21 protein-coding genes and 1 rRNA gene are annotated in these 23,194 nt (G+C 60.5%); 9 read left to right on the top strand and 13 right to left on the bottom strand.

Annotated features, from left to right (window positions below; translation table 11 throughout):
- Positions 1–37 precede the first annotated feature (37 nt).
- Positions 38–943 (bottom strand): cation diffusion facilitator family transporter, encoded by a 906-nt coding sequence (locus MF6394_RS30865; RefSeq protein WP_032893700.1) that lies wholly within the window; start codon positions 941–943, stop codon positions 38–40.
- A gap of 217 nt (positions 944–1,160) precedes the next feature.
- Here MF6394_RS30865 and MF6394_RS30860 point away from each other — a divergent pair, with 217 nt between their 5' ends.
- Positions 1,161–2,531 carry a GntT/GntP/DsdX family permease gene (locus MF6394_RS30860; protein WP_078468179.1) on the top strand — a complete coding sequence of 457 codons (1,371 nt, stop codon included), beginning with the start codon at positions 1,161–1,163 and terminating at the stop codon, positions 2,529–2,531.
- 37 nt (positions 2,532–2,568) lie between these two features.
- Here the strand turns inward: MF6394_RS30860 and MF6394_RS30855 are convergent, their stop codons facing one another.
- From MF6394_RS30855 to MF6394_RS30845, 3 genes are read right to left on the bottom strand one after another with little or no spacing between them, the layout of a single operon-like run.
- Entirely contained in the window at positions 2,569–3,066 is a 498-nt protein-coding gene (locus MF6394_RS30855) for a DUF4411 family protein (protein WP_069558163.1), read from the bottom strand.
- Positions 3,063–4,199 carry an XRE family transcriptional regulator gene (locus MF6394_RS30850; protein ID WP_078468178.1) on the bottom strand — a complete coding sequence of 379 codons (1,137 nt, stop codon included), beginning with the start codon at positions 4,197–4,199 and terminating at the stop codon, positions 3,063–3,065. Before MF6394_RS30850 ends, MF6394_RS30855 begins: the two co-directional genes overlap by 4 nt.
- A gap of 60 nt (positions 4,200–4,259) precedes the next feature.
- Positions 4,260–5,573, bottom strand: coding sequence for an MFS transporter (locus MF6394_RS30845; protein WP_044271261.1), 1,314 nt, complete (start codon positions 5,571–5,573; stop codon positions 4,260–4,262).
- A 186-nt stretch (positions 5,574–5,759) separates the two neighbouring features.
- On the opposite strand from MF6394_RS30845, the gene MF6394_RS30840 reads away from it, so the two are divergent.
- Positions 5,760–7,178 (top strand): short-chain fatty acid transporter, encoded by a 1,419-nt coding sequence (locus tag MF6394_RS30840; protein WP_003188294.1) that lies wholly within the window; start codon positions 5,760–5,762, stop codon positions 7,176–7,178.
- Between the two features lie 38 nt (positions 7,179–7,216).
- On the opposite strand, the gene MF6394_RS30835 is transcribed toward MF6394_RS30840, so the two are convergent.
- A complete protein-coding gene (locus tag MF6394_RS30835; protein WP_202971612.1) occupies positions 7,217–7,522 on the bottom strand; it encodes a HepT-like ribonuclease domain-containing protein in 306 nt (101 codons plus the stop codon).
- 32 nt (positions 7,523–7,554) lie between these two features.
- Positions 7,555–7,845: a nucleotidyltransferase family protein gene (locus MF6394_RS30830; protein ID WP_032893707.1), complete on the bottom strand. Its 291-nt coding sequence runs from the start codon at positions 7,843–7,845 to the stop codon at positions 7,555–7,557.
- Positions 7,846–8,001: 156 nt separating this feature from the next.
- Here MF6394_RS30830 and acpA point away from each other — a divergent pair, with 156 nt between their 5' ends.
- The 3 genes from acpA to MF6394_RS30815 all read left to right on the top strand — a co-directional run bounded on the left by acpA (position 8,002) and on the right by MF6394_RS30815 (position 11,651).
- The gene (gene acpA, locus MF6394_RS30825; protein ID WP_078468177.1) at positions 8,002–9,702 is read left to right on the top strand and encodes an acid phosphatase; all 1,701 of its coding nucleotides are present in this window, start codon (positions 8,002–8,004) and stop codon (positions 9,700–9,702) included.
- A gap of 119 nt (positions 9,703–9,821) precedes the next feature.
- Complete coding sequence (locus MF6394_RS30820; protein ID WP_069558160.1) at positions 9,822–10,991, top strand: hypothetical protein; 1,170 nt, start codon at positions 9,822–9,824, stop codon at positions 10,989–10,991.
- Positions 10,992–11,126: 135 nt separating this feature from the next.
- On the top strand, positions 11,127–11,651 hold the full coding sequence (locus MF6394_RS30815) for a hypothetical protein (RefSeq protein WP_044271254.1): 525 nt from the start codon (positions 11,127–11,129) through the stop codon (positions 11,649–11,651).
- On the opposite strand, the gene can is transcribed toward MF6394_RS30815, so the two are convergent.
- Entirely contained in the window at positions 11,648–12,292 is a 645-nt protein-coding gene (can, locus tag MF6394_RS30810; RefSeq protein ID WP_003188288.1) for a carbonate dehydratase, read from the bottom strand. The genes MF6394_RS30815 and can overlap by 4 nt on opposite strands.
- 138 nt (positions 12,293–12,430) lie before the next feature.
- On the opposite strand from can, the gene MF6394_RS30805 reads away from it, so the two are divergent.
- Positions 12,431–12,835 carry a hypothetical protein gene (locus MF6394_RS30805; protein ID WP_047712514.1) on the top strand — a complete coding sequence of 135 codons (405 nt, stop codon included), beginning with the start codon at positions 12,431–12,433 and terminating at the stop codon, positions 12,833–12,835.
- A gap of 133 nt (positions 12,836–12,968) precedes the next feature.
- Here MF6394_RS30805 and rimI read toward each other — a convergent pair whose 3' ends face one another.
- Both rimI and MF6394_RS30795 read right to left on the bottom strand, forming a co-directional pair.
- Positions 12,969–13,421, bottom strand: a complete 453-nt coding sequence (gene rimI / locus MF6394_RS30800; RefSeq protein ID WP_003188286.1) for a ribosomal protein S18-alanine N-acetyltransferase — start codon at positions 13,419–13,421, stop codon at positions 12,969–12,971.
- A complete protein-coding gene (locus MF6394_RS30795; RefSeq protein WP_069558157.1) occupies positions 13,414–14,160 on the bottom strand; it encodes an energy transducer TonB in 747 nt (248 codons plus the stop codon). Before MF6394_RS30795 ends, rimI begins: the two co-directional genes overlap by 8 nt.
- 187 nt (positions 14,161–14,347) lie before the next feature.
- On the opposite strand from MF6394_RS30795, the gene mksB reads away from it, so the two are divergent.
- The 3 genes from mksB to mksF are packed head-to-tail and all read left to right on the top strand — an operon-like array spanning position 14,348 to position 19,159.
- Positions 14,348–15,625 carry an Mks condensin complex protein MksB gene (gene mksB / locus MF6394_RS30790; protein ID WP_032893713.1) on the top strand — a complete coding sequence of 426 codons (1,278 nt, stop codon included), beginning with the start codon at positions 14,348–14,350 and terminating at the stop codon, positions 15,623–15,625.
- On the top strand, positions 15,615–16,322 hold the full coding sequence (mksE, locus tag MF6394_RS30785) for an Mks condensin complex protein MksE (RefSeq protein ID WP_069558156.1): 708 nt from the start codon (positions 15,615–15,617) through the stop codon (positions 16,320–16,322). Before mksB ends, mksE begins: the two co-directional genes overlap by 11 nt.
- Complete coding sequence (gene mksF / locus MF6394_RS30780; protein WP_032893715.1) at positions 16,319–19,159, top strand: Mks condensin complex protein MksF; 2,841 nt, start codon at positions 16,319–16,321, stop codon at positions 19,157–19,159. The genes mksE and mksF overlap by 4 nt, the downstream gene beginning before the upstream one ends.
- Positions 19,160–19,320: 161 nt before the next feature.
- On the opposite strand, the gene MF6394_RS30775 is transcribed toward mksF, so the two are convergent.
- The 4 genes from MF6394_RS30775 to rrf form a co-directional block, all read right to left on the bottom strand.
- Positions 19,321–21,624 (bottom strand): PqiB family protein, encoded by a 2,304-nt coding sequence (locus tag MF6394_RS30775; protein ID WP_034134445.1) that lies wholly within the window; start codon positions 21,622–21,624, stop codon positions 19,321–19,323.
- Positions 21,617–22,240: a paraquat-inducible protein A gene (locus tag MF6394_RS30770; protein ID WP_044271248.1), complete on the bottom strand. Its 624-nt coding sequence runs from the start codon at positions 22,238–22,240 to the stop codon at positions 21,617–21,619. The genes MF6394_RS30775 and MF6394_RS30770 overlap by 8 nt, the downstream gene beginning before the upstream one ends.
- The gene (locus MF6394_RS30765; RefSeq protein WP_047712512.1) at positions 22,227–22,886 is read right to left on the bottom strand and encodes a paraquat-inducible protein A; all 660 of its coding nucleotides are present in this window, start codon (positions 22,884–22,886) and stop codon (positions 22,227–22,229) included. Before MF6394_RS30765 ends, MF6394_RS30770 begins: the two co-directional genes overlap by 14 nt.
- Before the next feature lie 190 nt (positions 22,887–23,076).
- Positions 23,077–23,192: ribosomal RNA gene (gene rrf / locus MF6394_RS30760) — 5S ribosomal RNA — on the bottom strand.
- Positions 23,193–23,194 lie beyond the last annotated feature (2 nt).

The raw sequence follows: 23,194 nt of genomic DNA, 5'->3' as shown, positions 1-23,194 counted from the left end.
GGCCGTGGGCGAAAGATTACAAATCCGTTAGCCAGGCTCAGGCATGCACTTCGTCGTGATCGTCATGTTGAAAACCCTCGCCCTCCACTTGGATCGTGGCGTGGGAAATATCGAATTGTTCGTGCAGTAACTCCGTCACTCGGCTGAGGATCTGTTGCTCGCTGCCTTGGGACGCATCCGCGACCAGGTGCGTACTCAGCACGTTCTTGCCACTGGTGAGGGCCCAGATGTGCAGGTCGTGCACGTCCTTGACCCCAGGCACGCTGCGAATGCCCTGCTCCACCTGCTCGATATCCACCCCCTCCGGCACACCTTGCAACAGGATGTTCATGCTCGCCTTGAGCAACGTCCAGGTGCGCGGCAGCACCCAAAAACCGATGGCGGCCGCGACCACGGAATCAACCCATCCCCAGCCGGTGAACATGATCACCAGCGCGGCAATGATCACGCCGACGGAGCCCAGCATGTCGCTCCAGACTTCCAGGTAGGCGCCCTTGACGTTAAGGCTCTCGCCGCTGGCGGCGCTGAGCAGACGCATGGAGATCAGGTTGACCACCAGCCCCAGCAGCGCAATCACCAGCATGCCGGTGGACTGGATCTCGGCAGGTGCCTGCAGCCGCTGGTAAGCCTCGTACAAGATGTAGAACGCCACGGCGAACAGCAGCAATGCATTGAAGGCGGCTGCCAGGATCTCGAAGCGCGCATAACCAAAGGTGCGCTTGCGGTCTGCCGGGCGCTTGGCGACCTGGATCGCCACCAGGGAAATCGCCAAGGCCAGGGCGTCGGTCATCATGTGCGCTGCATCGGACAACAGCGCCAGGCTGCCGGTGACAAAGGCACCGATGACTTCGGCGAGCATGAAGCTACCGGTGAGCCCCAAGGCGATCCATAACTTGCGTTCGTGGCCGGCGCGTACTTGGGCGTGGCTGTGTCCTGCGCTCATGAAATGTCCTCGTGGGTTGGGATGGGGCGGATCATAGAGCTATAGGCCAGATCCACGGGCATGGTTTGCAAAATTGTCATCTGAGCGCCAGAGGGTCGTTAGCTTCGGGCGCACCAAAATCGTTCATGCACGCGCAGGGAAAGCTCTATCAGGTATGCTTTTCAGGCTGAAACAAAAAGAAACATATTAGCCAACCTGCTCGATAAGGAGTCCCGTTTTGGAGTTATCGACTGCCGCGTGGATGGTTCACGACACCCGCCTCATGCTCTGCGTGCTGTTGGCGATCGCCAGCATCATCGTGCTGATCAGCGCGACCAAACTGCCGCCGTTCCTGTCCATTCTGATCGGCACCTTTATCGCCGGGGTCGGCGCCGGCCTGCCGCCGGAAGAAGTGGCCAAGGCGTTCAGCAAAGGCGCCGGGGCGATTCTAGGGGAAGCCGGGATCATCATTGCCCTGGGTGCGATGCTCGGCGCGCTGATGGCCGAATCCGGCGCGGCCGACCGTATTGCCACCACGTTGCTCGGGCTGGGCAAGGGCAAGTCATTGCCTTGGGTGATGGCGTTAGTCGCCATGGTCATCGGCCTGCCGCTGTTCTTCGAAGTGGGCCTGGTGATGATGGTGCCGATCATCTTTGTGATGGCCAAGCGTTCGAACCAACCGTTGCTGAAAATCGCCATCCCGGCACTGGCGGGCATGACCACCCTGCATGCCTTGATGCCACCTCACCCTGGGCCGCTGATCGCCGTGAGCGCATTGCACGCCGACCTGGGCCTGACCATGTTGCTGGGCTTTTGCCTGGCGGTGCCGGCCGTGATCCTGGCCGGGCCGCTGTATGGCAACTGGTTGTCCAAGCGCCTGCACGTGGATGAACCGGCCGATATCGGCGCCTTGTTCAGCGCACCGCCCAAGGCCCCGCGCCAGCCGAGCTTCGGTGTGTCGCTGCTGATCATTCTGTTGCCGGTAATCCTGATGCTCGGCAGCACCTTGGCCAAAGTCGCGTTGGCGCCGGAAAGCACCCTCGCCCTGGCCTTGAAGTTCCTCGGTGAACCGCTGGTCGCCCTCGGCCTGGCCGTAATCGCCGCGGTCGTCTGCCTGGGTTGGGCGGCGGGCATGCCACGCGCCGACGTCGGCAACACCCTGCGCAAAGCGCTGGCGCCCATCGCCGTACTGCTGCTGACCATCGGCGCCGGCGGCGGCCTCAAGCAAACCCTGCTGGACGCCGGCGTCAGCCAGACCATCAGCAAAGTCGCCGAAGGCGCGCACATGCCCTACCTGCTGCTGGCCTGGCTGATCGCCGTGGCCCTGCGCCAAGCCACCGGCTCGGCCACCGTGGCCACCACCACGACCGCCGGCATCCTCGCGCCGATGATGGCCGGGTTGGCGGCGACGCAAAGCTCATTGGTCGCCCTGGCCATCGGCGCCGGCTCGGTGTTCTTCTGCCACGTCAACGACGCCGGGTTCTGGATGGTGCGTGAGTACTTTGGCTTGCAGTTGAAACAGACGATTTGGGTGTGGTCGGTGTTGCAGACGATTGTTTCGGTGGTTGGGTTGGTGGGTACCCTGGTGCTTTGGCACTTTTTGACTTGAGTGTCATATCGAGGGGAGACTTTCCTCCCCTCAATTATCAGTGATGCAAGACGAAGCGCGCGTCGAGTTTACCGAGCAATTCAAAAGTATTCATGTAAGGCACGTCAAACAATGAGCACACATTGGGAATGGTGAATTTACGCTTGATATCAGGGTTATAAACTTCGTGCGTGACAACCACGGCGCCTGTAGCCATTGCCTTGGCTATCAACCAAGCATCTGCGCCCTCAAGAAACTCTTCTAAAGCACCGACTTTCATCACCGGTACCTGCTGGGCAATTTTTGAGACAATATTCCCATAGGCCGCTTGAGTCCGTTGATCATTCGAATCTTCAAACAGGCTGGCATTACCTTTCACCCATTGGGTCAACTCGTCATTGCCTTTAGCCAACTCGTCCCTGACTGGGACAATACTGGCAATTTCCAAAGCTTGATGCTGCTGAAGTATCCATGCCCAATAACCTGGGCAAATCGTCATACCGTAATAGCGATTTTTGGCCTCGATCAACGTATTCGAATCCAATAGATGCTTCATGCCGATAGCTTCATCCCGTAAGTCTTCAACTTGGCCGGCTGCACACCCAGCAGTTTCCCAGCATCTCGCAGCAAAATCCGCCCGCTCTGCGCTTCTGCAAGAACAGCCTTGCTCAACCGGGTGCTGTTCCTGATAGCCGCTACGCGGTAGTAATCCCCGCCACTGCCGCCCTTATCTCGATACTCTTGCAGGACCCGACGGTAGTAAGCGCCGTATTGTTCACTACTGATGTGGCCAAGATCACGGGCACGACGGGCTATTACCAATGTGCTGACACGGAAGCGTCCGGCCAAGGGCGCCAGGTTTTCTTCCCAATGAAGAGCCGAATTCCAGTGCGCCCGAAAATCATCCTCTGGCGCAAGAAACTCCCCTGCCACCGCATTACAAAAGGCCTCCTCCTGACGAGCGCCTTGACTGCTGCCATCAGATACGCCCGTGCTACCAATCCAGATATGCGCCAGTTCATGCATCAATGTAAAAAGACGTGCCGTGGGCGCGTCCGCACTATTGATGAAAACTACAGGAGCCATAGGATGACTGACCGCAAATCCCCGAAACTCACTGACATCAAGTTTCCGATGGGTATTGCCTAAGGCAACACCACTGCGCATTACAAGAATTCCGGCCTCTTCCGCGCCGCTGACCAGCGCCCTCACATAGTCTTCATAACTCATTCGGGCAAAAGAACTTGTCACGCCAAGTACGCGCCGAATATCTGCAACCACCTCTTTTATTGGCGAACGGATACTGAAACTTCCTACGAAGGACAGAGCAGAACGCTCGTGATCCTGCAGGTATTCCAAATACCAGTCCTGCTTGCGGAGCACATCCCTTACAGTGTCCATCAGGTTCAAACTTGGCTTGTCTGGAAAAACGCCACCCACGGTCCGCAGGTCGGGAAGAGGAAGTTGCTCGGGCGGGGGCGTACTGAGAAAGAGATAGCCAAAAGGCACATGCACAAGTGCAGCCCACTTTTGCGCCTGGTTGAAAGAGGGAAGGCTCTGACCATCCTCCCACTCCTTCAGCTTTTCCAATTTGACCATCAGACCTTTAGCAACCTGCTCTTGAGACAGCCCCGCCCGCTGGCGAGACCAGGGCAGGATTGCAGAGTTGATATAGGCAGTCTGGGACATAGGGTAAATGTGTTCGTCAAGAATGGACGTGACTATAGAAGCGAGCTACCTACCCGTCAATTAATGGCCCCAGGTGCCATTTGTAACAGCGTCTATAGCGTGGCGCTTGCCAAACAGCGCCACACTCGCCACCCCCACCGCCCCCATCACTACGCAATACCCCACGCAGATCCACGGGCTGGTCGGCATCAGCGCGATCAACAACAACGGCGTAGTGCTTGCCCACAGCGCATAGGCGATGTTGTAAGTGAAGGAAATCCCCGACACCCGCACCTGCGCCGGAAACAGCCCGACCATCACCGACGGCACCGCGCCCACCACGCCGCAACTCAGGCCCGCCACGGCATACGCCGCGCCGAGCCACACACCGCCGGCGATCAGGCTGGCGTACAGCAGCGCAATGCCCACCGGCAGCAACAGGCTGTAGACCAATACCGCGCGCCATGCGCCGATGCGGTCCACCAGCAGGCCGGCGAGGACGCAGCCGATATTCAGGAAGACGATGCCCAGGGCACTCAGGGCGAAGGTATGGCTGGGGCTCATGCCGAAGGTTTTCTGCATCATGGTCGGGGTGATGACCACCAGCACCACCACGGCAGACGTCAGCACGCAGGTAAGGATCATCGCCGGCAACAGCACAGCGCGATGGTCGCGCAGCACGGTGCGCAAGGGCATTTCGGCGGCGGCTTGGCGGCGCGCCTGCATTTCCAGGAACACCGGGGTCTCGCTGAGCCAGCGGCGCAGCCATACGCCGATCACACCGAACACGCCGCCGAGCAGGAAGGGGAAGCGCCAGGCGTAGTCGAGGATTTCGGCCGGGGTGAAGACTTGCGCGAGCAAGGTGGCGGTCAGCGCCCCCAGCAGGTAACCGAAGGTCAGGCCAGCCTGCAAAAAACCCAAGGCATAGCCACGGTGGTGACGCGGTGCGTGCTCGGCGACGAAGGTCCAGGCGCTGGGCACTTCGCCGCCCACCGCTGCGCCTTGCAGCACGCGCAGCGCCAGCAGGATCAGCGGGGCGAAATAGCCGATTTGCGCGTAGGTCGGCATGATGCCGATCAGCAGGCAGGGCAAGGCCATCATCAGGATGCTCAGGCTGAAGACGCGCTTGCGCCCCAGGTGATCGGCGAAGTGCGCCATCAGGATGCCGCCCAGTGGGCGGGCGAGGTAGCCGGTGACGAAGATGCCAAAGCTTTGCAGCAGGCGCAGCCACTCGGGCATTTCTGGGGGGAAGAACAGTTGGCTGAGGGTCAGCGCAAAGAACACGAAGATAATGAAGTCGTAGATTTCCAGGGCGCCGCCGAGGGCGGCCAGGCCCAGGGTTTTGTAGTCGGAGCGGGAAAAACGCTGCGCCCGTGGGGAAAAGGTGGCAGTCATGTGCAGGCTCGGCAGACAAACAAAATGGCGTGCAGGTTATGAGCTGAGCCCATCGATGGCAATCGCGACGGATATATTTGTTTTACTCATTGATCGTTGAAGATAACTACATTCCCAAATCAATGGCCGTAGAGGAACATGCCGTAAAACTGCCAAACCCCATAATAACTACAAGAGGAAAGACTCGTGGCCGATGCTATCGAAGACAGCCGCTATGCCCGATTTGCCCTGCGTTGCTCCAACTTCGCCGAACGCTGGTTTCCTGACTCCTGGGTGTTTGCCGCCCTCGCCGTGATCATCGTCGCCGTGGCGACCCTGGGCATGGGCGCCGCACCGGCCGAAGCGGCCAAGGCATTTGGCGACGGGTTCTGGAGCCTGATCCCGTTCACCATGCAGATGGCCTTTGTGGTGATCGGCGGTTACGTGGTCGCCAGTTCACCGCCGGCGGTGAAGTTGATCGACCGCCTGGCGCGCATTCCCAAGAATGGCCGTTCGGCCGTGGCCTGGGTGGCGTTGATCTCCATGGTAGCGTCGTTGCTTAACTGGGGCCTGTCCCTGGTGTTCGGCGGTTTGCTGGTGCGGGCATTGGCCCGGCGCACGGATTTGCGCATGGACTACCGCGCCGCTGGCGCTGCTGCGTACCTGGGTCTGGGGGCCGTATGGGCGCTGGGGCTGTCGTCGTCGGCCGCGCAGTTGCAGGCCAACCCGGCCAGCTTGCCGCCGTCGATTCTGTCGATCACCGGCATGATCCCGTTCACCGAAACCATTTTCCTGTGGCAATCCGGCGTGCTGTTGCTGGCGCTGATCGTGGTGTCGCTGATCATCGCCTACGCCACCGCACCTGGCCCCAACAGCGCCCGGGATGCCAAGGCCTGCGGCATTGACCCGGCCTTCAACCTGCCCAAGCCGCAGGCGCCGACGCGCCCCGGTGAATGGCTGGAACACAGCCCGTTGCTGACGATTCTGCTGGCGTTGCTGGCGGCCGGCTGGCTGTTCCATGAGTTCTCGACCAAGCCGGCGATCAGCGCCATCTCGGGGCTCAACACTTATAACTTCCTGTTCATCATGGTGGGCGCGCTGCTGCACTGGCGCCCGCGCAGCTTCCTCGATGCCGTGGCCCGTGCGGTGCCGACCACCACCGGCGTGCTGATCCAGTTCCCGCTGTACGGTTCGATCGCCGCACTGATGACGGTGGTCAAGGGCGGCGACGGCCAGACCTTGGCGCACCATATCTCGACGTTCTTCACCTCCATCGCCTCCCACGACACCTACGCCCTGCTGATGGGTGTGTATTCGGCGGTGCTGGGTTTCTTCATCCCCTCGGGTGGCGGCAAGTGGATCATCGAAGCGCCGTACGTGATGCAAGTGGCCAATGACCTGCAATACCACCTGGGCTGGGCGGTGCAGATCTACAACGCCGCCGAGGCGCTGCCGAACTTGATCAACCCGTTTTATATGTTGCCGTTGCTGGGTGTGCTGGGGCTGAAGGCGCGGGATTTGATCGGGTTTTCGTTTGTGCAGTTGCTGGTGCACACGCCGCTGGTGTTGTTTTTGCTGTGGGCGTTGGGGACGACGTTGAAGTATTTGCCGCCTGTGATGCCCTGAATAAAGGGTGACCGCAACTGTTGGTAGAACAGCTGCGGTCAAGGATTTACAGGAAGGCGGGCCAATAGATCAGGTAAGGCACTCTGTATCGTGTCCCAAACAACATCCAAGTTGATATCGAAGTAACCATGAGCGATTCGGTTGCGCATCGCTCGCATATTGCGCCAAGGAATATGTGAATGGCGTGCCGCGAAGTCCGGATGCTGATCCATGATTTTCGTCGACGCTTCACCAATGATAATCAGGCTCATGACCACAGCTTGTTGTGTTCGCCGGTCCTCCAAAAACTCTTCTTTGTTCAAGCCCTCTACAAAAGTGATCACGTCAGTGGCAGCTTGCCTTATGTGCTACAGATAATCCCCTAGCCGACTTTCCGTCATACTGGCCGGGCCTCCGCTAGCACTTTATCGCGGAATTTCAAAGGCAAGTCACCAGGCGTAAGCAGGTCGACATTAACGCCGAGCAAGTCCTCAAGCTCGACCTGCAACCCACCGAGATCAAAGAGCGTTGTGCCCGGCGGCGCGTCTACCAGCAAATCAAGATCACTGCCTTCTTGGTCAGTCCCCATCAGTACCGACCCAAATACTCTGGGATTGGAAATACGGAAACGCCCGACCACTTCTCGTACAGCCGTTCGTTGCAGATCAAGTGCAGTTGAAGGTCTCACGATTCACCTCAGTGATGTGCATTAGAAGGGCAGTCTAGCAGCGCTTGAGCCGTGTAGACACGCCCCGCCCATCACCCGCCTGTCTTTGTTCCGTCACATTCCATTGCTACCGTCCTGCGAAATATCTTGCAACATCTCGCTAAGGACTCCCCCGCAATGAGTGACGAGCACAACGACCACCCTGCCCACGACTGCGCCCCCAAAACGCCGGTAGACACCAGCCGTCGGCGCTTCCTCGGCGGTGCGGCGGTGTTGGGCGTGGGTGCGACGTTGAGTGCCTGCGGCAATACCAGCGAAGCACCGAGCCCACCCGTGACCCGGCCGCTCACGCCCCAGGAGTTGGATAAGGCATTGCGCGAGCAGGTGAAGGCCGTGGTGGTGATTTACGCCGAGAACCGCAGCTTCAACAACCTGTTCGCAGATTTCCCCGGGGTGGAGAAACCGCTGTCGGCGTTAACCGCCAAGGACTTCCAGCAGCGCGACCGCGATGGCAGCGTATTGTCTGCCCTGCCACCGAGTTGGGGCGGCGTGTTGCAGGTCGGCCCGCAAACGGTGGACGGGGTGACTTACCCCAGCGAAGTGCAATTCCAGCAAAACCTGCCCAACGCACCCTTCGCCCTCAAAGGCCCGCAGGGCGAAGACCTGCCATTGAGCCTGGTGACTCGCGACCTGTGGCACGTGTTCTACCAGAACCAGATGCAGATCAACGGCGGCAAGAATGATGGTTTTGTCGCCTGGGGCGATTCCGGTGGACTGGTGATGGGCCATTACGCCCAGAGCCGTTATGCCCTGCGCCTGTGGGACGTGGCCAAGGAGTTTGTGCTGTGCGATAACTTCTTCCAGGGCGCGTTTGGCGGCTCGTTCCTTAACCATCAGTACCTGATCAGCGCCACCGCGCCGTTTTATCCCAATGCCGCGCAGTCGGTGGCCAAGGCGCAGATCGCCACGCTGCAAAGCGATGACCCCAGCGACACGCGCCTCAAGCCCTTGAACACCTCCCCGGCCAGCGCCATGACCGGCCCGCCACAATTTGGCCCCAGCGCGCTGACTCCCGATGGTTACGGCGTAAACACCCTGGCCCCACCCTACTGGCCCACCTGGATCCGCGACCCGCAAAACCCGGATTATTCCAAGCCCGACCTGCCCAATGTGCTGGTGCCGCAAACCCACGAGCATATTGGCGACAAGCTGTCGAAAAAGAACATCGACTGGGCCTGGTACGCCGGTGCGTGGCAAGCCACCCTGGAGCAGTTCAAGGACTCCGGCGGCATCCCCAAGATTCCGAATTTCCAGTACCACCACCAGCCGTTCAATTACTTCAAGCAGCAAGGGCCGCAAAACCCGGCAGAGCGTGCCAAGCGCCTGCGCGACGGCGGTTTGGGCGATGAGTCGAGCACCAACCGGTTCTTCGCCGACGCCCAGGCCGGCAAGCTGCCTGCCGTGAGTTTCTACAAACCCCAGGGCAACCTGAACATGCACGCCGGTTATGCCGATGTGGCCTCGGGCGACCGCCATATCGCCCGCGCCTTGAAGGTGCTGCAAGAAAGCCCGCAATGGAAAAACATGGTGGTGGTGGTGACCGTGGATGAAAACGGCGGCTGGTGGGACCACGTGGCGCCGCCCCAGGGTGACCGCTGGGGCCCGGGCTCGCGGGTTCCGGCGCTGGTGGTGTCGCCGTTTGCACGCAAAGGCACGGTGGACCATACGGTGTACGACACGGCATCGATCCTGCGTTTGATCACACGGGTGTTCCAGTTGGAGACCCTGGACGGCCTCAAGCAGCGCGATGACGCGATGATCGCGCGCGGCCAGAAGCCCATGGGCGATCTGAGCAATGCCTTGCAGTTCAGCCTGTAGGGGCTTATCCAATAACGACATGCCAGGCGATTTAACACGCGATTTTCCTGGTCAGCCGCTACTGTGTGCAGGTGGGCTTCCATCCCGCGCAGACGGGCTTCGCTGACAAGGAATCGACTATGTTTAAACCGACCAGGCTGTCCTTCACCCTCGCCGCACTACTAGCGAGTGCGGTCGTACAGGCCGACATCGAGGTGCCACTGGGCAGCACGCAGCGCGTCACCCAGTTGTTCGCGTACCCCAACAATTGCAATGTGATCTGCTTCCGGCCATGGTCACTGGAGCAGACCGCCGAACACTATTTGAACCAGAGCCTGCAACGTGACGGTTACAGCCGGGCCAAGGTCAGTGTGAAGACCCACGACGGTCAGGTCACGGCGACCTTCAGCGGCGTGCCAGACGGTTATGGCCAGCCGCTGACCACGCTGCTCAATACCGCCGATCTCGCTTACCAAGGTGCCCGCCAGCTCAACAGTGACGGCAAATGGGCCTACAACTGGTACCTGTTCCTGCCGTTGGGCATGGCCCTGGAAAACCGTAAAAGCATCGAGCTGTTGCACTTCCCGCCGGATTACTCGCTGACCCAGGCCCAGGATTACCTGGAATCGGCCACCACCGACCGCTGGGCCACCTTGTTAAGCGAAAACGGCGTACCGGCCACGGAAACGCCGGCGTACCAGACCATCATCGATATCGCGCCCATCGCTGCGCCGTCCAATGCCGGCAAAGACCTGGAAACCGTCTATGGCTACTTCACCGACTACCAGACCCGCATGGTCAAGGAACTGAGCCTGCGCCCTGGCGGCGCGTTGCCGATGGTGGCCTTCGGCGCGCCGGTGCGCAGTTGGATCAAGCAACAATACGGGCAAACCGTGGGTGTGCTGAGCCTGGCACAGATCAGCCCGGAGCCCGGCAAAACCGTCGCGGTATTGGGCGCCAACCACCCAAGCTACATTTGGTACGCGGCCAGCCCCGACAGTTATGACGGTGACGAACAAAAGGCCGACGACGCCGGCTTGAAAGTGATGGGCCAGGACTTGAGCGCCGCCTGCTGGCAAGCCGGCATGGGCCAGAAACCCGCCAGCGATGCCAATGTATTGCTCAAGGCCTGCCTGAATACGTGGCAGGTCACGCGCAAGGAGCAGACGTGTGAGCTGTTCTACACCTCCGTGCGCCACCTGACGCCCGAGCAGGCCAACGCCAAGTGCGCCACAGCGCCTATCAAGGCACAGTTGAAACAGCTGAGAAATGCCGCCCCCGCCCCCACGGTCACAGCCCCCGCGCTTTAAGGGGAAAAAACCGTTTCTACTGTCAACTTTGACAGTAGAAATAGGATCCCACTTCGGCGAATCTAGGGCCGCGCCCATTTGCTGCAAGACTGGCCGTCACACCCGCAGGTCCATGCAGCCCCGCTCAGGAGAGTGATGAAAACTCGAGCCATGGATAAGGCTGAAACGGCTGTGAATGACTGCCTCTATCCCTTCAAGACGCTGCTCGTGGAACAGGGTTACCCCTCGACCGAGCACTTTGAGGTCAAGCAAGAGGCTGAAGGGGTTGCGGCCAGGGTCACGGCGCGCGTGGCCTTTGAGAGTCGCACGCGCATTGCTAAGGTTTCCGGTTATGCCGTGAGCGAACGGCGCCCGTACACGCTGCAACTGTCACCCCGCATCCACTTGTACGATGGTTGGCTCTGCGGCCTGTTACAGCACTCCTGCAACCCGAACGTGTTTCTAGACACGACGTACCTGGAGCTATGGACGGTGCAACCCATCGGCGCCGGCAGCTTGCTGACGCTGGATTACGCCACCACCGAAGACACCCTGGCCCGGCAGTTCGCATGCCATTGCGGCGAGCTGAACTGCCGGGGCTGGATCACCGGCAACAAGGAGCCGCTGAACGCCGAAGGCCAGGCCTTCATGGCCTGGTGGCGCGAGCACAAGCGACCTTAGGCTTCGCCCAACGGGCGCAGGCGGTATTGCGGCGGCAGTTGCTCAAAGCCACTGATGGTGGTGTTCAAACTCTTCCAACGGCCGTCCTTGATGCCATAGATACAGCCATGGATCGACAGGCTCTGCCCACGGTGCCAGGCATTTTGCACAATGCTGGTGTGGCCGACGTTGGCCACCTGCTGGATCACGTTGAGTTCGCACATGCGGTCCACGCGCTCTTCTTCGGTCGGCAACTGGGCCAGCACATCGCGGTTTTCGTAGTAAAGGTCGCGAATAGTGCGCAGCCAGCCATCGATCAAGCCGAACTGACGGTCCTGCATCGACGCACGCACGCCACCACAGCCGTAGTGGCCAGTGACGAGGATGTGTTTGACCTTGAGCACATCCACCGCGTACTGGATCACCGACAGGCAATTGAGGTCGGTGTGCAGCACCACGTTGGCCACGTTGCGGTGCACGAACAGATCACCAGGCAACATGCCGACGATCTCGTTGGCCGGTACACGCGCATCGGAACAACCGATCCACAAGTATTCCGGGGTTTGCTGGCGGGCGAGCTTGGCGAAGAATTCGGGATCTTCCTGTTTGATCGCATCCGCCCAGCGTTCGTTGTTATCAAGCAGGTCTTGTAGTTCGTTCATCAGGGAAGCCTCAGGAATGATGCGCAGTTTTGTGACTGACAAGCCCTCGTCCGGGTCACGCCAGGCGCTAATTAGCTTGAATTTTTTGGCTGCCATGCCTGTCCACACACTATAAGCCCCACAGTATGAGGATTGGCCATGACTGAATCACGACGTCCCTACGGCGCAACACAGCCCGAACCGATCGATGACAACGAAGACCGCATGGGTGAAATGCGCGAGCTGGATTTTGACGAGCCAGACCAGACCGCAGAAATCGGCGACGAGCTGCCGCGCCGTGAACGCGACCATTTGATGCCCGACGAACGGGTGCGCGAGGCCGGGCTGACCGGGGCTTCGACGGATGATCATGAAGCTACCGATGACGATATGAGCCCGGAAACGCTGATCCGTGAGGATGGCGCGCGGGATGCGCAGGAGCAAGGCGAAGACAATGCCGCCGACTACGACTTGAGCGTCGTGGGAGAAAATGACATTGGTGGCGGGAATGGGTTGGATGAGGCGGAACTGGCTGATCTGGACCCGCTGAACCGCAAGCGCTGATCGATCATCACCCTATGTAGGTGTAGGCGCGAGCTTGCTCGCGAAAAAACCACAGGCGCCGCGTTCATCCAGGAAGCACGCGTTAGCGTTGACGTTTTTCGCGAGCAAGCTCGCTCCTACAGCTCACGGTTGTTCAGTCGACGAGGGTGCAGGCCATCACGACTGCATCTTCGCGGCCACCGACTGCCGGGTAGTAATCCCGGCGACGGCCAATTTCGTTGAAGCCATAGCGCTCATACAACCGAAACGCGCCGGTATTGCTGTCACGCACTTCCAGGAAACATTCCCGGGCATTGGCCGCATAGGCACGGGACATCAAGTGCTCCAGCAGCGCCAGGCCCAGGCCCCGGCCCTGGTTTTCCGGTTTCACGGTAATGTTCAGCAAGTGCGCTTCATCGAGGATGATCTGCACCACCCCATGCCCCACTTGCTGCTCGCCTTCGAACATCAGCCAGATCTGGTACTTGCCCAGCCCGTCGAGGAAAATCCCGCGGGTCCAGGGGTGGCTGAACGCTGCGTATTCGATTTTCAGCACGGCGTCGAGGTCGGCCTCGGTCATCGGGCGAAAGGATAAAGCCTCACTCATCAGTTGTTTTCCAGCGCGCCATCAGCCGGCGCATGGCTTGCCAGACATCAGCCTTACGCTGTGGCTCTTCCATTAATAATTCCAGGCCCGGCAGGGCCCACACCGAACCCAGGCCTTCAACCTGCAGCTCGCGATACCAGGCCTCGGCGTTGGCTTCACCGGCAAACCGCACGGCGGGCAGGCCGATCAGCCACAGGCACACGCAGGGCTCGTCTTCCAGGCGCGCCGAGACAAACCCCTGGACGAAATCCCGTGCGGCCTCGGGGCCCTGGTCCATGGTGCCGCGCACCAGCAGCGGCCAGCGCACCGGCTCCCCGACGATTTGCGGGCTGTCGGGCAGGCCGGCGGCGCGCAGCATGTCCTTGAGCAACAGGTAGGCCGGGTCGCGGGACTGGAAACGTTCGCCGGTCGGCAGTTCCACCAGCAACAGGCAACGCCCGGCCCGCAGCAATTGCAGGGCAAAGCGTGGCGGCGGCACCACCGGCGCCTTGACTACGGGAGCAGCCTCCTCCATCACCTTGGCAGCCTTGGTCACCGGCGCAGGGCGAGGCACTTCGATCTTGGCCCGCTCGACCGCCGGGCGCGCCTCAGGGGTGGGTTTGACCACCGCCACAGGCGCGGCCGCCTCTTCTCCCGACGACTCGAACGCCTCAAAGGGCTCAAGCGCCTGCAACAACTCGGGCCGCGACGGCGCGGCAAACGGCAGTTCAGTGCGGGGCAGCCAGTTGACCACCTGCATGGCGGTCAAGTAAGCGCGACGTCGGGACTCGATAAGCACAGCTCGGCCACTTGTGGATAAGTAAAGAGCGGGGATTCTACCGCTGTTCAGCCACAATCGCCCACTGCGCACTGACCGGCTGTGGATAAATCCCGCGCGTGATGCAGTACAATCGCGACTTTTAATCGCCAACCAGCCGGCCATTCCCATGATCGAACCCAAGCGCGTCCTGCGCGCCCTCGCCGAACACTGGGCCTTACTTGAGCCTCTGTGCGAACACTTCGACCAAGGCACCCTGAGCCTGGCCGAGCTGCGCGCGCAGTTGGCCGCCCAACAACTGGACAGCACGCCCCAGGACATCACCAGCCTGCTGGACGTGTGGATTCGCCTGGATATCCTGGTGCCTGTCGCCAAGAGCCCGAACCGTTTCGAGCTCAACGCGCAGATCCACGACTTCCTCGCCTATCTTCGCAAGGAGCACCGGCTTGGCCTGTGCCTGGAAATCGAAGCCTACCTGCGCCACCTGGAGCGCCTGGCTGGTTATATCCAGGACGCCTTCGACATTCGCGACGGCCACGACCTGGCCCGGCAACTGCGCCTGTTGGATATGCGCGTGCGCGATGTGCTCAAAAAGCTCGCCAACGACGAACAAGCCCTCGCCGCCGTGGCCGACCGCGCCAAGACCAGCGACCGGCAGATCCCGCTGCGCCAGCGTTACGCCGAAGTGTTGGCGACCTGGGACGAATACGTCGAGCCGATGATCCAGTTGGTGAACGCCGACGGCGCCTTCGAGCAAGGCGTGCGCAAGGTGGAAAACGTACTGCTGCGCATGCTCACCGAGCAACAGCGTCTTGGCCACCTGGTGGATGACGACATGCTGCTGCGCACCCACGCGCGCATCCTCGAAATGCAAACCAGCGCCCAGCTGACCTTGCGCCATGCGCGGGAGTTGCTGCTGCCGCTGCGTGAAGAAGCACGCCGGCATAACGCCGTGACTCGCGGCGCGGCGCTGGCCCTGTCGGCGATTCGCCGCAAAGGCCTGGACGCGGTGCCGCAAGCGGCGATGCCGATGTTCACGCGGCCGCAAAGTACCTTCCTGGGCAGTGCCAGCCAGGTCGAAGCCTATGTGTATGCCCTGGCCAATTTCGAGCCGAAACCGGCGCGTTTCCCCAAGGCGCACAAGTCGCACAAAGGCGAAGCCCAGCGCGCACCGCGTACGGTCAAGGAAATGCTCGAGCGCTGCGAAGACGCGCTGCCGATGCCCGACCTGATGACCTGGCTGCTGGAGCAGGAACCGGACGGCGCCACCGATGAATTGCTGTACTGGTTCTCGCGCCTGTCCCGGGAAAAACGCTTCAAGCGCGAGCGCCTGGAGCGTCGCGATTACCACACCCACGAGCACCAGGTCAGCCTGCGCTCCTTCGCCCTGCTCCCGGCCGGCGTCGATGCCACCGAGAATTCTGCGAGCACGCCTTATGCATCTTGATCTATCCGAACTGTCCCAGCTGGCGCCGATCTTTCGCGAGCTGTTCAAGGGTTACCACGTCAGCCGCCGCGACCCGGAGCTGTACGCGCAGTTGTCGAACTTCCAGGACCAGTACCGCACGCTGTTCAAGGCCCTGGGTTTTGAGCTGGTGTGCGATACCCGCGGCTTCTATTACTTCGTGCCGGACACTGCCGTGGCCGCCGCACAGGTGAACAAGACCGCCCAGCGCCTGGCCTTGTTCACCTTCATCATCGTCGAACACCTGGCCGACCAGGGTCGCGACCCGATTGCCGTGCTCGACGGCGGCAGCCTGGGCCGCGATGAGCTGCCTTCGTTGCTGGAGAAATACCGCGACCTGTTTATCCAGGCCGAGGTACAGACCCAGGAAGAGCTCGAAGAAAAAATCATGCGCCGCATGACCCAACTGGGTTTTGCCAGCGAAGACAACGGTATCTACCGCTTCCTGCCGCCGATGCACCGCTTCCTGGATGTGTGCCTGTCGGTGCAGCAAGACCGCGACCTTGCCGCCAGCGTGCACAGCGTATTGCCGCTGCCGGTGCCGGTGATCATCGACGAAGACAGCGATGAAAAACTGCTGAAGACCGACGACCCGCTGGATCTGAGCGCCTTCACCGAAGAAAGCGAAGAAGATGCCCTGGCCCGCGCCATTGCCGAAGAACAGGAGACCGACGCATGAGTAAGGAACGCTACGGCATCCGCCGCTTCGCCCTATTGAACACCGCCGGTTACAGCCTGGGTTTGTTCCCACTGGAAGAACCGCTGTCGGTGTACGGCGCCAACAACCTGGGTAAATCCGCCTCGATCAACGCCTTGCAGTTCCCGATCCTGGCACGCATGTCGGACATGAGCTTCGGCAAGTACACCCTGGAACAATCGCGGCGCTTCTACTTTGCCACCGACACCAGCTACATCCTGGTAGAAGTCTCCCTGCCCCACGGCCCCCACGTCATCGGCGTGGTCGGTCGCGGCCCGGGCGGTGGCTTTGGTCACCAGTTCTTTGCCTATGCGGGCAAGCTGGACCTGGCCCACTACCAGAAAAACGACACCTGCCTGCGCCAGAAAGAGCTGTTCACCAACCTTGAGCGCGAGGGCCTGAAAGCCTATGAACTCAAGCCCGATGAGCTGCGGCGCTTGCTGGTGGGCGGGCATACGTCTATCCCGCTGGACCTGACCCTGATTCCGCTGCGCTCCACCAGCGAGCAGAGCCTGAAGACGTTCCGCGCGCTGTTTATCAACCTGCTGCACATGCGCGAAATCACCGCGGCCAAGCTCAAGCAACTGTTCCTCGATGCCTTCGAACACAGCCTGCGTTCGGGCAGTGTCGACTACATCGCGGCCTGTGAAGAAGCCTTCCGCGATGTGCGACGCATGGAGCAGGACTACAACTCGCTGGTGGCAGCCGGCCCCTTGGTTGAAGCCTTGGCCAATGGCGTGAAACAGCGCGACGCCCTGCGCGGCAAACTGCATCGCCTGTCGCCGCTGCTGGATTCATTGCTGGGCACCTGGTCGGACTACGCCAGTGCACGCAAGGAAGAGCTGACCATCCAGGCCGAACACTACCGCAACGAGCAGGACGCGCTGCAGAACGACCAGCGCGGCGGCACCCAGGAGCTGATGCGCCTGGAGCGGGAAATCAGTGGCATCCAGCGCTGGTTGGGCGAGTTGTCGGTGCTCAAGCACCGCTTTGCCCTGGTGGATGACGTCAAGATGCTGGAGCAACAACTGCTCGCCGCCAAAGACGCCCACGATGAACTGGCGGGCGCCTTGGCGCAGTCGCGACAGTTCAGCGCCGAGGACTTGGAAGAGCGCCTGCGCGACCTGGAAAAGCGCTTGAAGTCGGTCAAGCAGCAACTCGATCACGCGGACAACAACAGCTACGCCAAGCTGCGCGAAGAGTTCTCGCAACAGGATGTCGAACGCCTGATGCGCCTGTTCAACAGCTCGTTGTTCAGCCTGCCGCTAGGCGAACATGGCATCACGCTGGACGAAGACGGCCAGTGGGTCAAATCCCTGGAGCAGATCCTCGATGGCTTCAAGGGCGAGCGCTTTGAAGTGCCGGGGCTGTCCATCGACATCTCGCACATCGAGCCGCCGGCACTCCAAGCCCTGGCAGACCGTGCCGCGTTGCGTGACCAGAAAGAGCGCCTGGAAAAAGAGCTCAAGCAGCTGAAAACCCAGCAGGCCGTGGCCTCTGACCGCGCCGCAAGCAAGACCCAGACCGAAGCGCTGTACCAGCAGGTGCTGGATGCCCAGAAGGCCTTGGAAGACTTCCGCCGCACCCAGACCCTGAGCGCCGAAGAAGGCGAGAAACTGGAAAACCTGGCGCAGATGGAAGCGGCCCAGGACGAGTTGAAGCGTTCCAGCGATGCCTTTACCGAGCGCGTCCAGCAACTGTCGGCCAAGCTGCAATTGGTCGGTCGCCAGATCGGCGACATGGAAGCCAAACAGCGCACGCTGGATGACGCGTTGCGCCGTCGTCAGCTGTTGCCGGCGGACCTGCCGTTCGGTACGCCGTTCATGGACCCGGTCGACGATTCCATGGACAACCTGTTGCCGCTGCTCAACGACTATCAGGACAGCTGGCAGGGCTTGCTGCGCGCCGATGGCCAGATCGAAGCGCTGTACGCCCAGGTACGTCTCAAGGGCGTGGCCAAGTTCGACAGTGAGGATGATGTCGAGCGTCGCCTGCAACTGCTGATCAACGCCTACGCGCACCGTACCGATGAGGCGTTGACGCTTGGCAAGGCACGTCGTGCAGCGGTCACCGACATCGCCCGTACCCTGCGCAATATCCGCAGCGACTACGACAGCCTGGAACACCAGCTGGCGCTGTTCAACCGCGAGATCAACAAGCGCCAGGTCTCCAACCTGCAAAGCTTTCGCATTGTGCTGGCACCGAACAAGGAAGCGCTCAAACATATCGACCAGATCATTCACAGTGCCGGTCAGTATGAAGAAGGCGAGACCCTCTCGGTGTTCGACCTCAGCCAGAGTGCCGAACAGGACAACAAGAACGAAGAAGCCAAGGAATACCTGGCTCGCCTGGTAGCCGCCAACCATAACCAGTTGGGCCTCAAGGACTTGTTCGAGTTGGCGTTCGAAATCACCAAGGTTCACGGCCAGCCGGTGATCCATACCGACATCGACGGCGCTGCGTCCAACGGCACCACCATGACCATCAAGGCGCTGACCAACATGTACCTGTTGCTGCACCTGATGGACCGCGACCAGGCCGGTCGCGTGCGCTTGCCGTACTACCTGGATGAAGCGGCAGACATCGATGAGAAGAACCAGGCGGCGCTGTTGGAAACCAGCCTGCAACTGGGCTTTGTGCCGATCCTGGCCAGCGTGAAGCCGCAGGTGTCCGCCCAGGTGGCGATCGACCTGGAAGGCGGCAGCGGGCCGAACGGGATCTACATTGATGAGGCGGACTGGAAGTACATCCGTCGTCATGATGTGGTGAAGGCGACGATGAATGTGCAGGCGGACGAGCCGGAGCTGGATGAAGTCTGACGGGTTGTACTGAAAGTAAAAAGGCCGCGATCTTTAGGATCGCGGCCTTTTTTTCGGCTTGGTTTTTGTGGTGTTTTGGCGGGCCTCTTCGCGGGCAAGCCCGCTCCCACAGTTGACCGAGCCTGTGGGAGCGGGCTTGCTCGCGAAGGCCGCGCCTCGGTCTACTTGCCCAGTGGAATCTTAGGCGCCCAGGTCAGCCATTCATCCTCAAACTTGTCGAACAACGGGAACGTCTGCTGCGGCCGTGCCGGGTTACCCATGCGCTCGCCGTCCGGCGTGGCAAAGGCGATCCCGCCGGCCACCAATGTCTCCAGCGACTCGGTACGCACGGTCGCGCCCTTGAACAAACCGAAGTCGAGGCCAAAGCCGCTGGTGTTCCAGAAACGGCTACCACTGCGCACCAGCGGCGCGTACTTGGGCTCGATCAGGATGTGCACCAGCACGCGGTCAGCGGTCTGGCCGAGCTCATAGCCGGTGACTTTGCCGACCGTCACTTCACGGTAGGTGACCGGTACCCCTTCCTTCAGCGAACCACGGCGGGCGGCGCTGAGTGTGAGGCTCAGGCCAGCTTCCTGATGCACCGCTTCGGGCGGCTGGGCCAGGGCGACAAAACTCTTTTGCGGGCCGGCGTTTTTTGCGGCCGGTTGCACTTCGATGTATTGGCCGGTGACCAGAGTCTCCAGATTAGCCGTCTTCATCAGCCCCAGTTCCGGCTTGACCACCCAGAACTGACTGCCCGAACGCGCAATGCGGTCCGCAACCTGGGTGATACGCGCCTTGAGCAGCACCGACTGCATGTCGGCACTGAGGTCGACACTCTCGATCTTGCCCACATCCAGTCCCTTGAAGCGCACCGGTGTGCCGGCGCTCAGGCCGTCGGCGCGGTCAACTTTGATGGTCACCAGCGTGCCGTGCTGGTTGGCGGCGTCACGGTCGGCATACAGGCGGAAGCGCGGGATGCGATGTTTCAATGGCACGTTCGGTTCCGGCGTTTCGAAGGCGATACCGCCCGCCATCAGGCTGGCCAGGGATTCGCTTTTGACTTGGATACCCCCGGTGAGGCCGCCCGTGAGGGTGACGCCGCTGGCATTCCAGAAGCGCGTCGAGCCGTTGACCAGGCTTTCGTATTCCTTCTCGATATGAACGCCGATCACCAGTTGTTTTTTCTTGCGTGAAAACTGGTAGCTCTGCACCGAACCGACTTTGACCTGCTTGTACAGAATCGGGCTGCCGACATCCAGCGAGCCCAGGCTGTCGGTGAGCAACACCATGTGCAGGCCCGGGGAACGCAGGTCCAACGGCGGCGCCTTGGCACGGGCTACATATTCGCGTTGTGGCGGGGTGCCTTTATCGCCTGGGCGAATCGCGATGTAGTTACCCTTGACCAAGGCCTCCAGGCCGGTGATGCCTGCCAGGGAGATGGACGGTTTGACCACCCAGAACTGCGTGTCCTCGACCAGGTAGTCCTCGGCCAATGGGTCGAGGGTCAGCTCGGCGCTGGCGCTGGACAGGTCCGGGTCGATCTTCAGGGTTTTCAGGCTGCCGACCTGGATGCCTTTGTACATCACCGGCGTACGCCCGGCCTGCAGGCCTTCAAAGTCGGTGAGTTTGACCTTAACCTTGATGCCCGCTGCGGCGGCATCGAAATCTTCGTATAGGCGGAAAGGCAGGCTCGGGTCGGTGGGTGGGCTGTCTTTGCGATTCTCTGGCGTGGCGAAGGCGATACCACCGGCGACAATGCTGGAGAGGGATTCGCTGCGCACTTTCAAACCGGAAAGGTTGGCGTCGATACTGATGCCGCTGGCGTTCCAGAAACGTGTGTGTTTGCGCACCAGGTTGGCGTAGGTCGGTTCGATATAGACCTTGATCTCTACCGTGCTCTGGTCCTCGGACAGCAGATAGCTTTTGACCTGGCCGACCTGAATCTGCTTGTAGAACACCGGACTGCCACGGTTCAGCGAGCCCAGGCGGTCGGCCTTGAGGGTCAGGTGCAAGCCGGGCTTGGCGTCGGATAACGGCGGCTCTTCGGAGAGCGCCTTGAACTTGCGCGTGGGCTCGCCATCACCGGGGCTGGCGGCGATGTAGTTACCTGAAACCAGGGTTTCCAGGCCGGTGATACCGGCAAGGCTGACGCTGGGCTTGACCAACCAGAAGCGAGTGTTGGTCTTGAGGTACTGCTCAACGTCCTTGTTCATCTCGATGGTGGCGATCACCCCGCGATTGCTGCCCTCGTCATCCAGAGCCAGGGTTTTGACCTTGCCCACGGTCATGCCTTTATAGACCACTTCAGTTTTGTTGACCTGGATACCCTCGCCGCTCTCAAAGCGAACTTGAATCTCGATACCTTGCTGGGAATAGGCACGCCACCCCAGCCAGCCACCAATGATCAGGGCAATCAAGGGCAACACCCAAATGGCCGACCAGTTAGAAGCTGGGCGGGTTTTAGCTTTAGGCAAATCACTCATGGTCGTCGTCCGACTCCGTGTTATCCCAAATCAGTCGGGGATCGAAAGTTACTGCGGCAAGCATCGTCAAGATCACCACACTGGCGAACGCCGCAGCGCCGAGGTTGGCCTCGACACTGGCGAGTCGCCCAAAGTTAACGACCGCCACCAGGATGGCGATCACGAAGATATCCAGCATGGACCAACGCCCAATGAACTCGATAAAGCGATACATCACAATGCGTTGTTGCGCGGACAGCGGTTGGTGACGCTGCACCGAGAACAGCAGTAGGCCAATGCCGACCAACTTGAAGGTCGGTACCAGGATACTGGCGATGAACACCACGGCGGCGATCGGGAACATCCCGTGCTGCACCAACTGGATGACACCCGACATGATGGTGCTGGGGTCGCCTTGGCCGAGGGAGTTGACCGTCATGATGGGTAACAGGTTAGCGGGGATGTACAGGATCGCCGCAGTGATCAACAGCGCCCAGGTGCGCGTGAGGCTATTGGGGCGACGGGCATGGATCAACGCGCCGCAACGGGTGCAGAGCTGCTCATCGGTATCCGCTTCCTGCTTGTTCAACTCATGGCATTCGGTACAAATCAGAATGCCTGCATCAATCGCCCGCATGGTCATGCTCTCCTGACAGCGCTTGCCAGATCTGATGGGGCGACATCACCACCTCAAGCAGAACTTGGACCATTAATAAACTGACGAAGCAGACCAGACCCAGGCCAAGGGTGATGGAGGCCATGTCGGCGAGCTTTACGATCGCCACCAGCACACCCATCAAGTAGACCTCCAACATCCCCCAATCCTTCATGTGGTGGTAGATGCGGTATAGCAGCAGCCCGTAGTTGCGACCGATGTTCCAACGAATACTGAGCAGCACGGCCAACTGGCAGAGCAACTTGAGCAAGGGGATGCCCATGCTGCATAGGAACACCACGGCGGCGACGCCTTGCATACCCGTATCAAACAGGCCAACGACGCCGCTCCACACGGTGTCCTCCGAGGACTGCCCGAGTAGATTGAGCTGCATGATGGGTAAAAAGTTCGCGGGGATGTACAGCAGCAGGGCCGCCAGTACCAAGGCGAGGCTGCGCTCGACCACATTGTGCCGGTGAGCGTATAGCTCGTAGCCACAACGCGGGCATTGGGCTTTTTCGCCGAGGGCGAGGGTTGGTTTGCGCATCAGCAAGTCGCACTCATGGCATGCCACCAAGTCGTCCAGCGGTAAATCCGACACCTCGAGGGCATCAACCGGATCGGGCATAGATAGGGCTCTGACTCTAAAAATGGTGAGGTGGCTATTCTAGTGGTGTCGTTCAGAAATAACTGTGCAAATTTGTCGGGGCAGTCAGGTCGGGGTTGGGGGGAACAAATGTACGGGGACAAGGTGGACACTTTTCGAACGCCCAAAACAAAACCCCAACTGCTTTCGCAATTGGGGTTTCGGAATTTAATCTTGACGATGACCTACTCTCACATGGGGAAACCCCACACTACCATCGGCGATGCATCGTTTCACTGCTGAGTTCGGGATGGGATCAGGTGGTTCCAATGCTCTATGGTCGTCAAGAA

This window comes from Pseudomonas sp. MF6394 (assembly GCF_002018845.1).
In the GTDB taxonomy this organism is placed as follows: Bacteria; Pseudomonadota; Gammaproteobacteria; order Pseudomonadales; family Pseudomonadaceae; genus Aquipseudomonas; species Aquipseudomonas lactis.
Note: the sequence above shows the minus strand (reverse complement) of the source record. Positions and strands in the feature narration are given on the sequence as shown.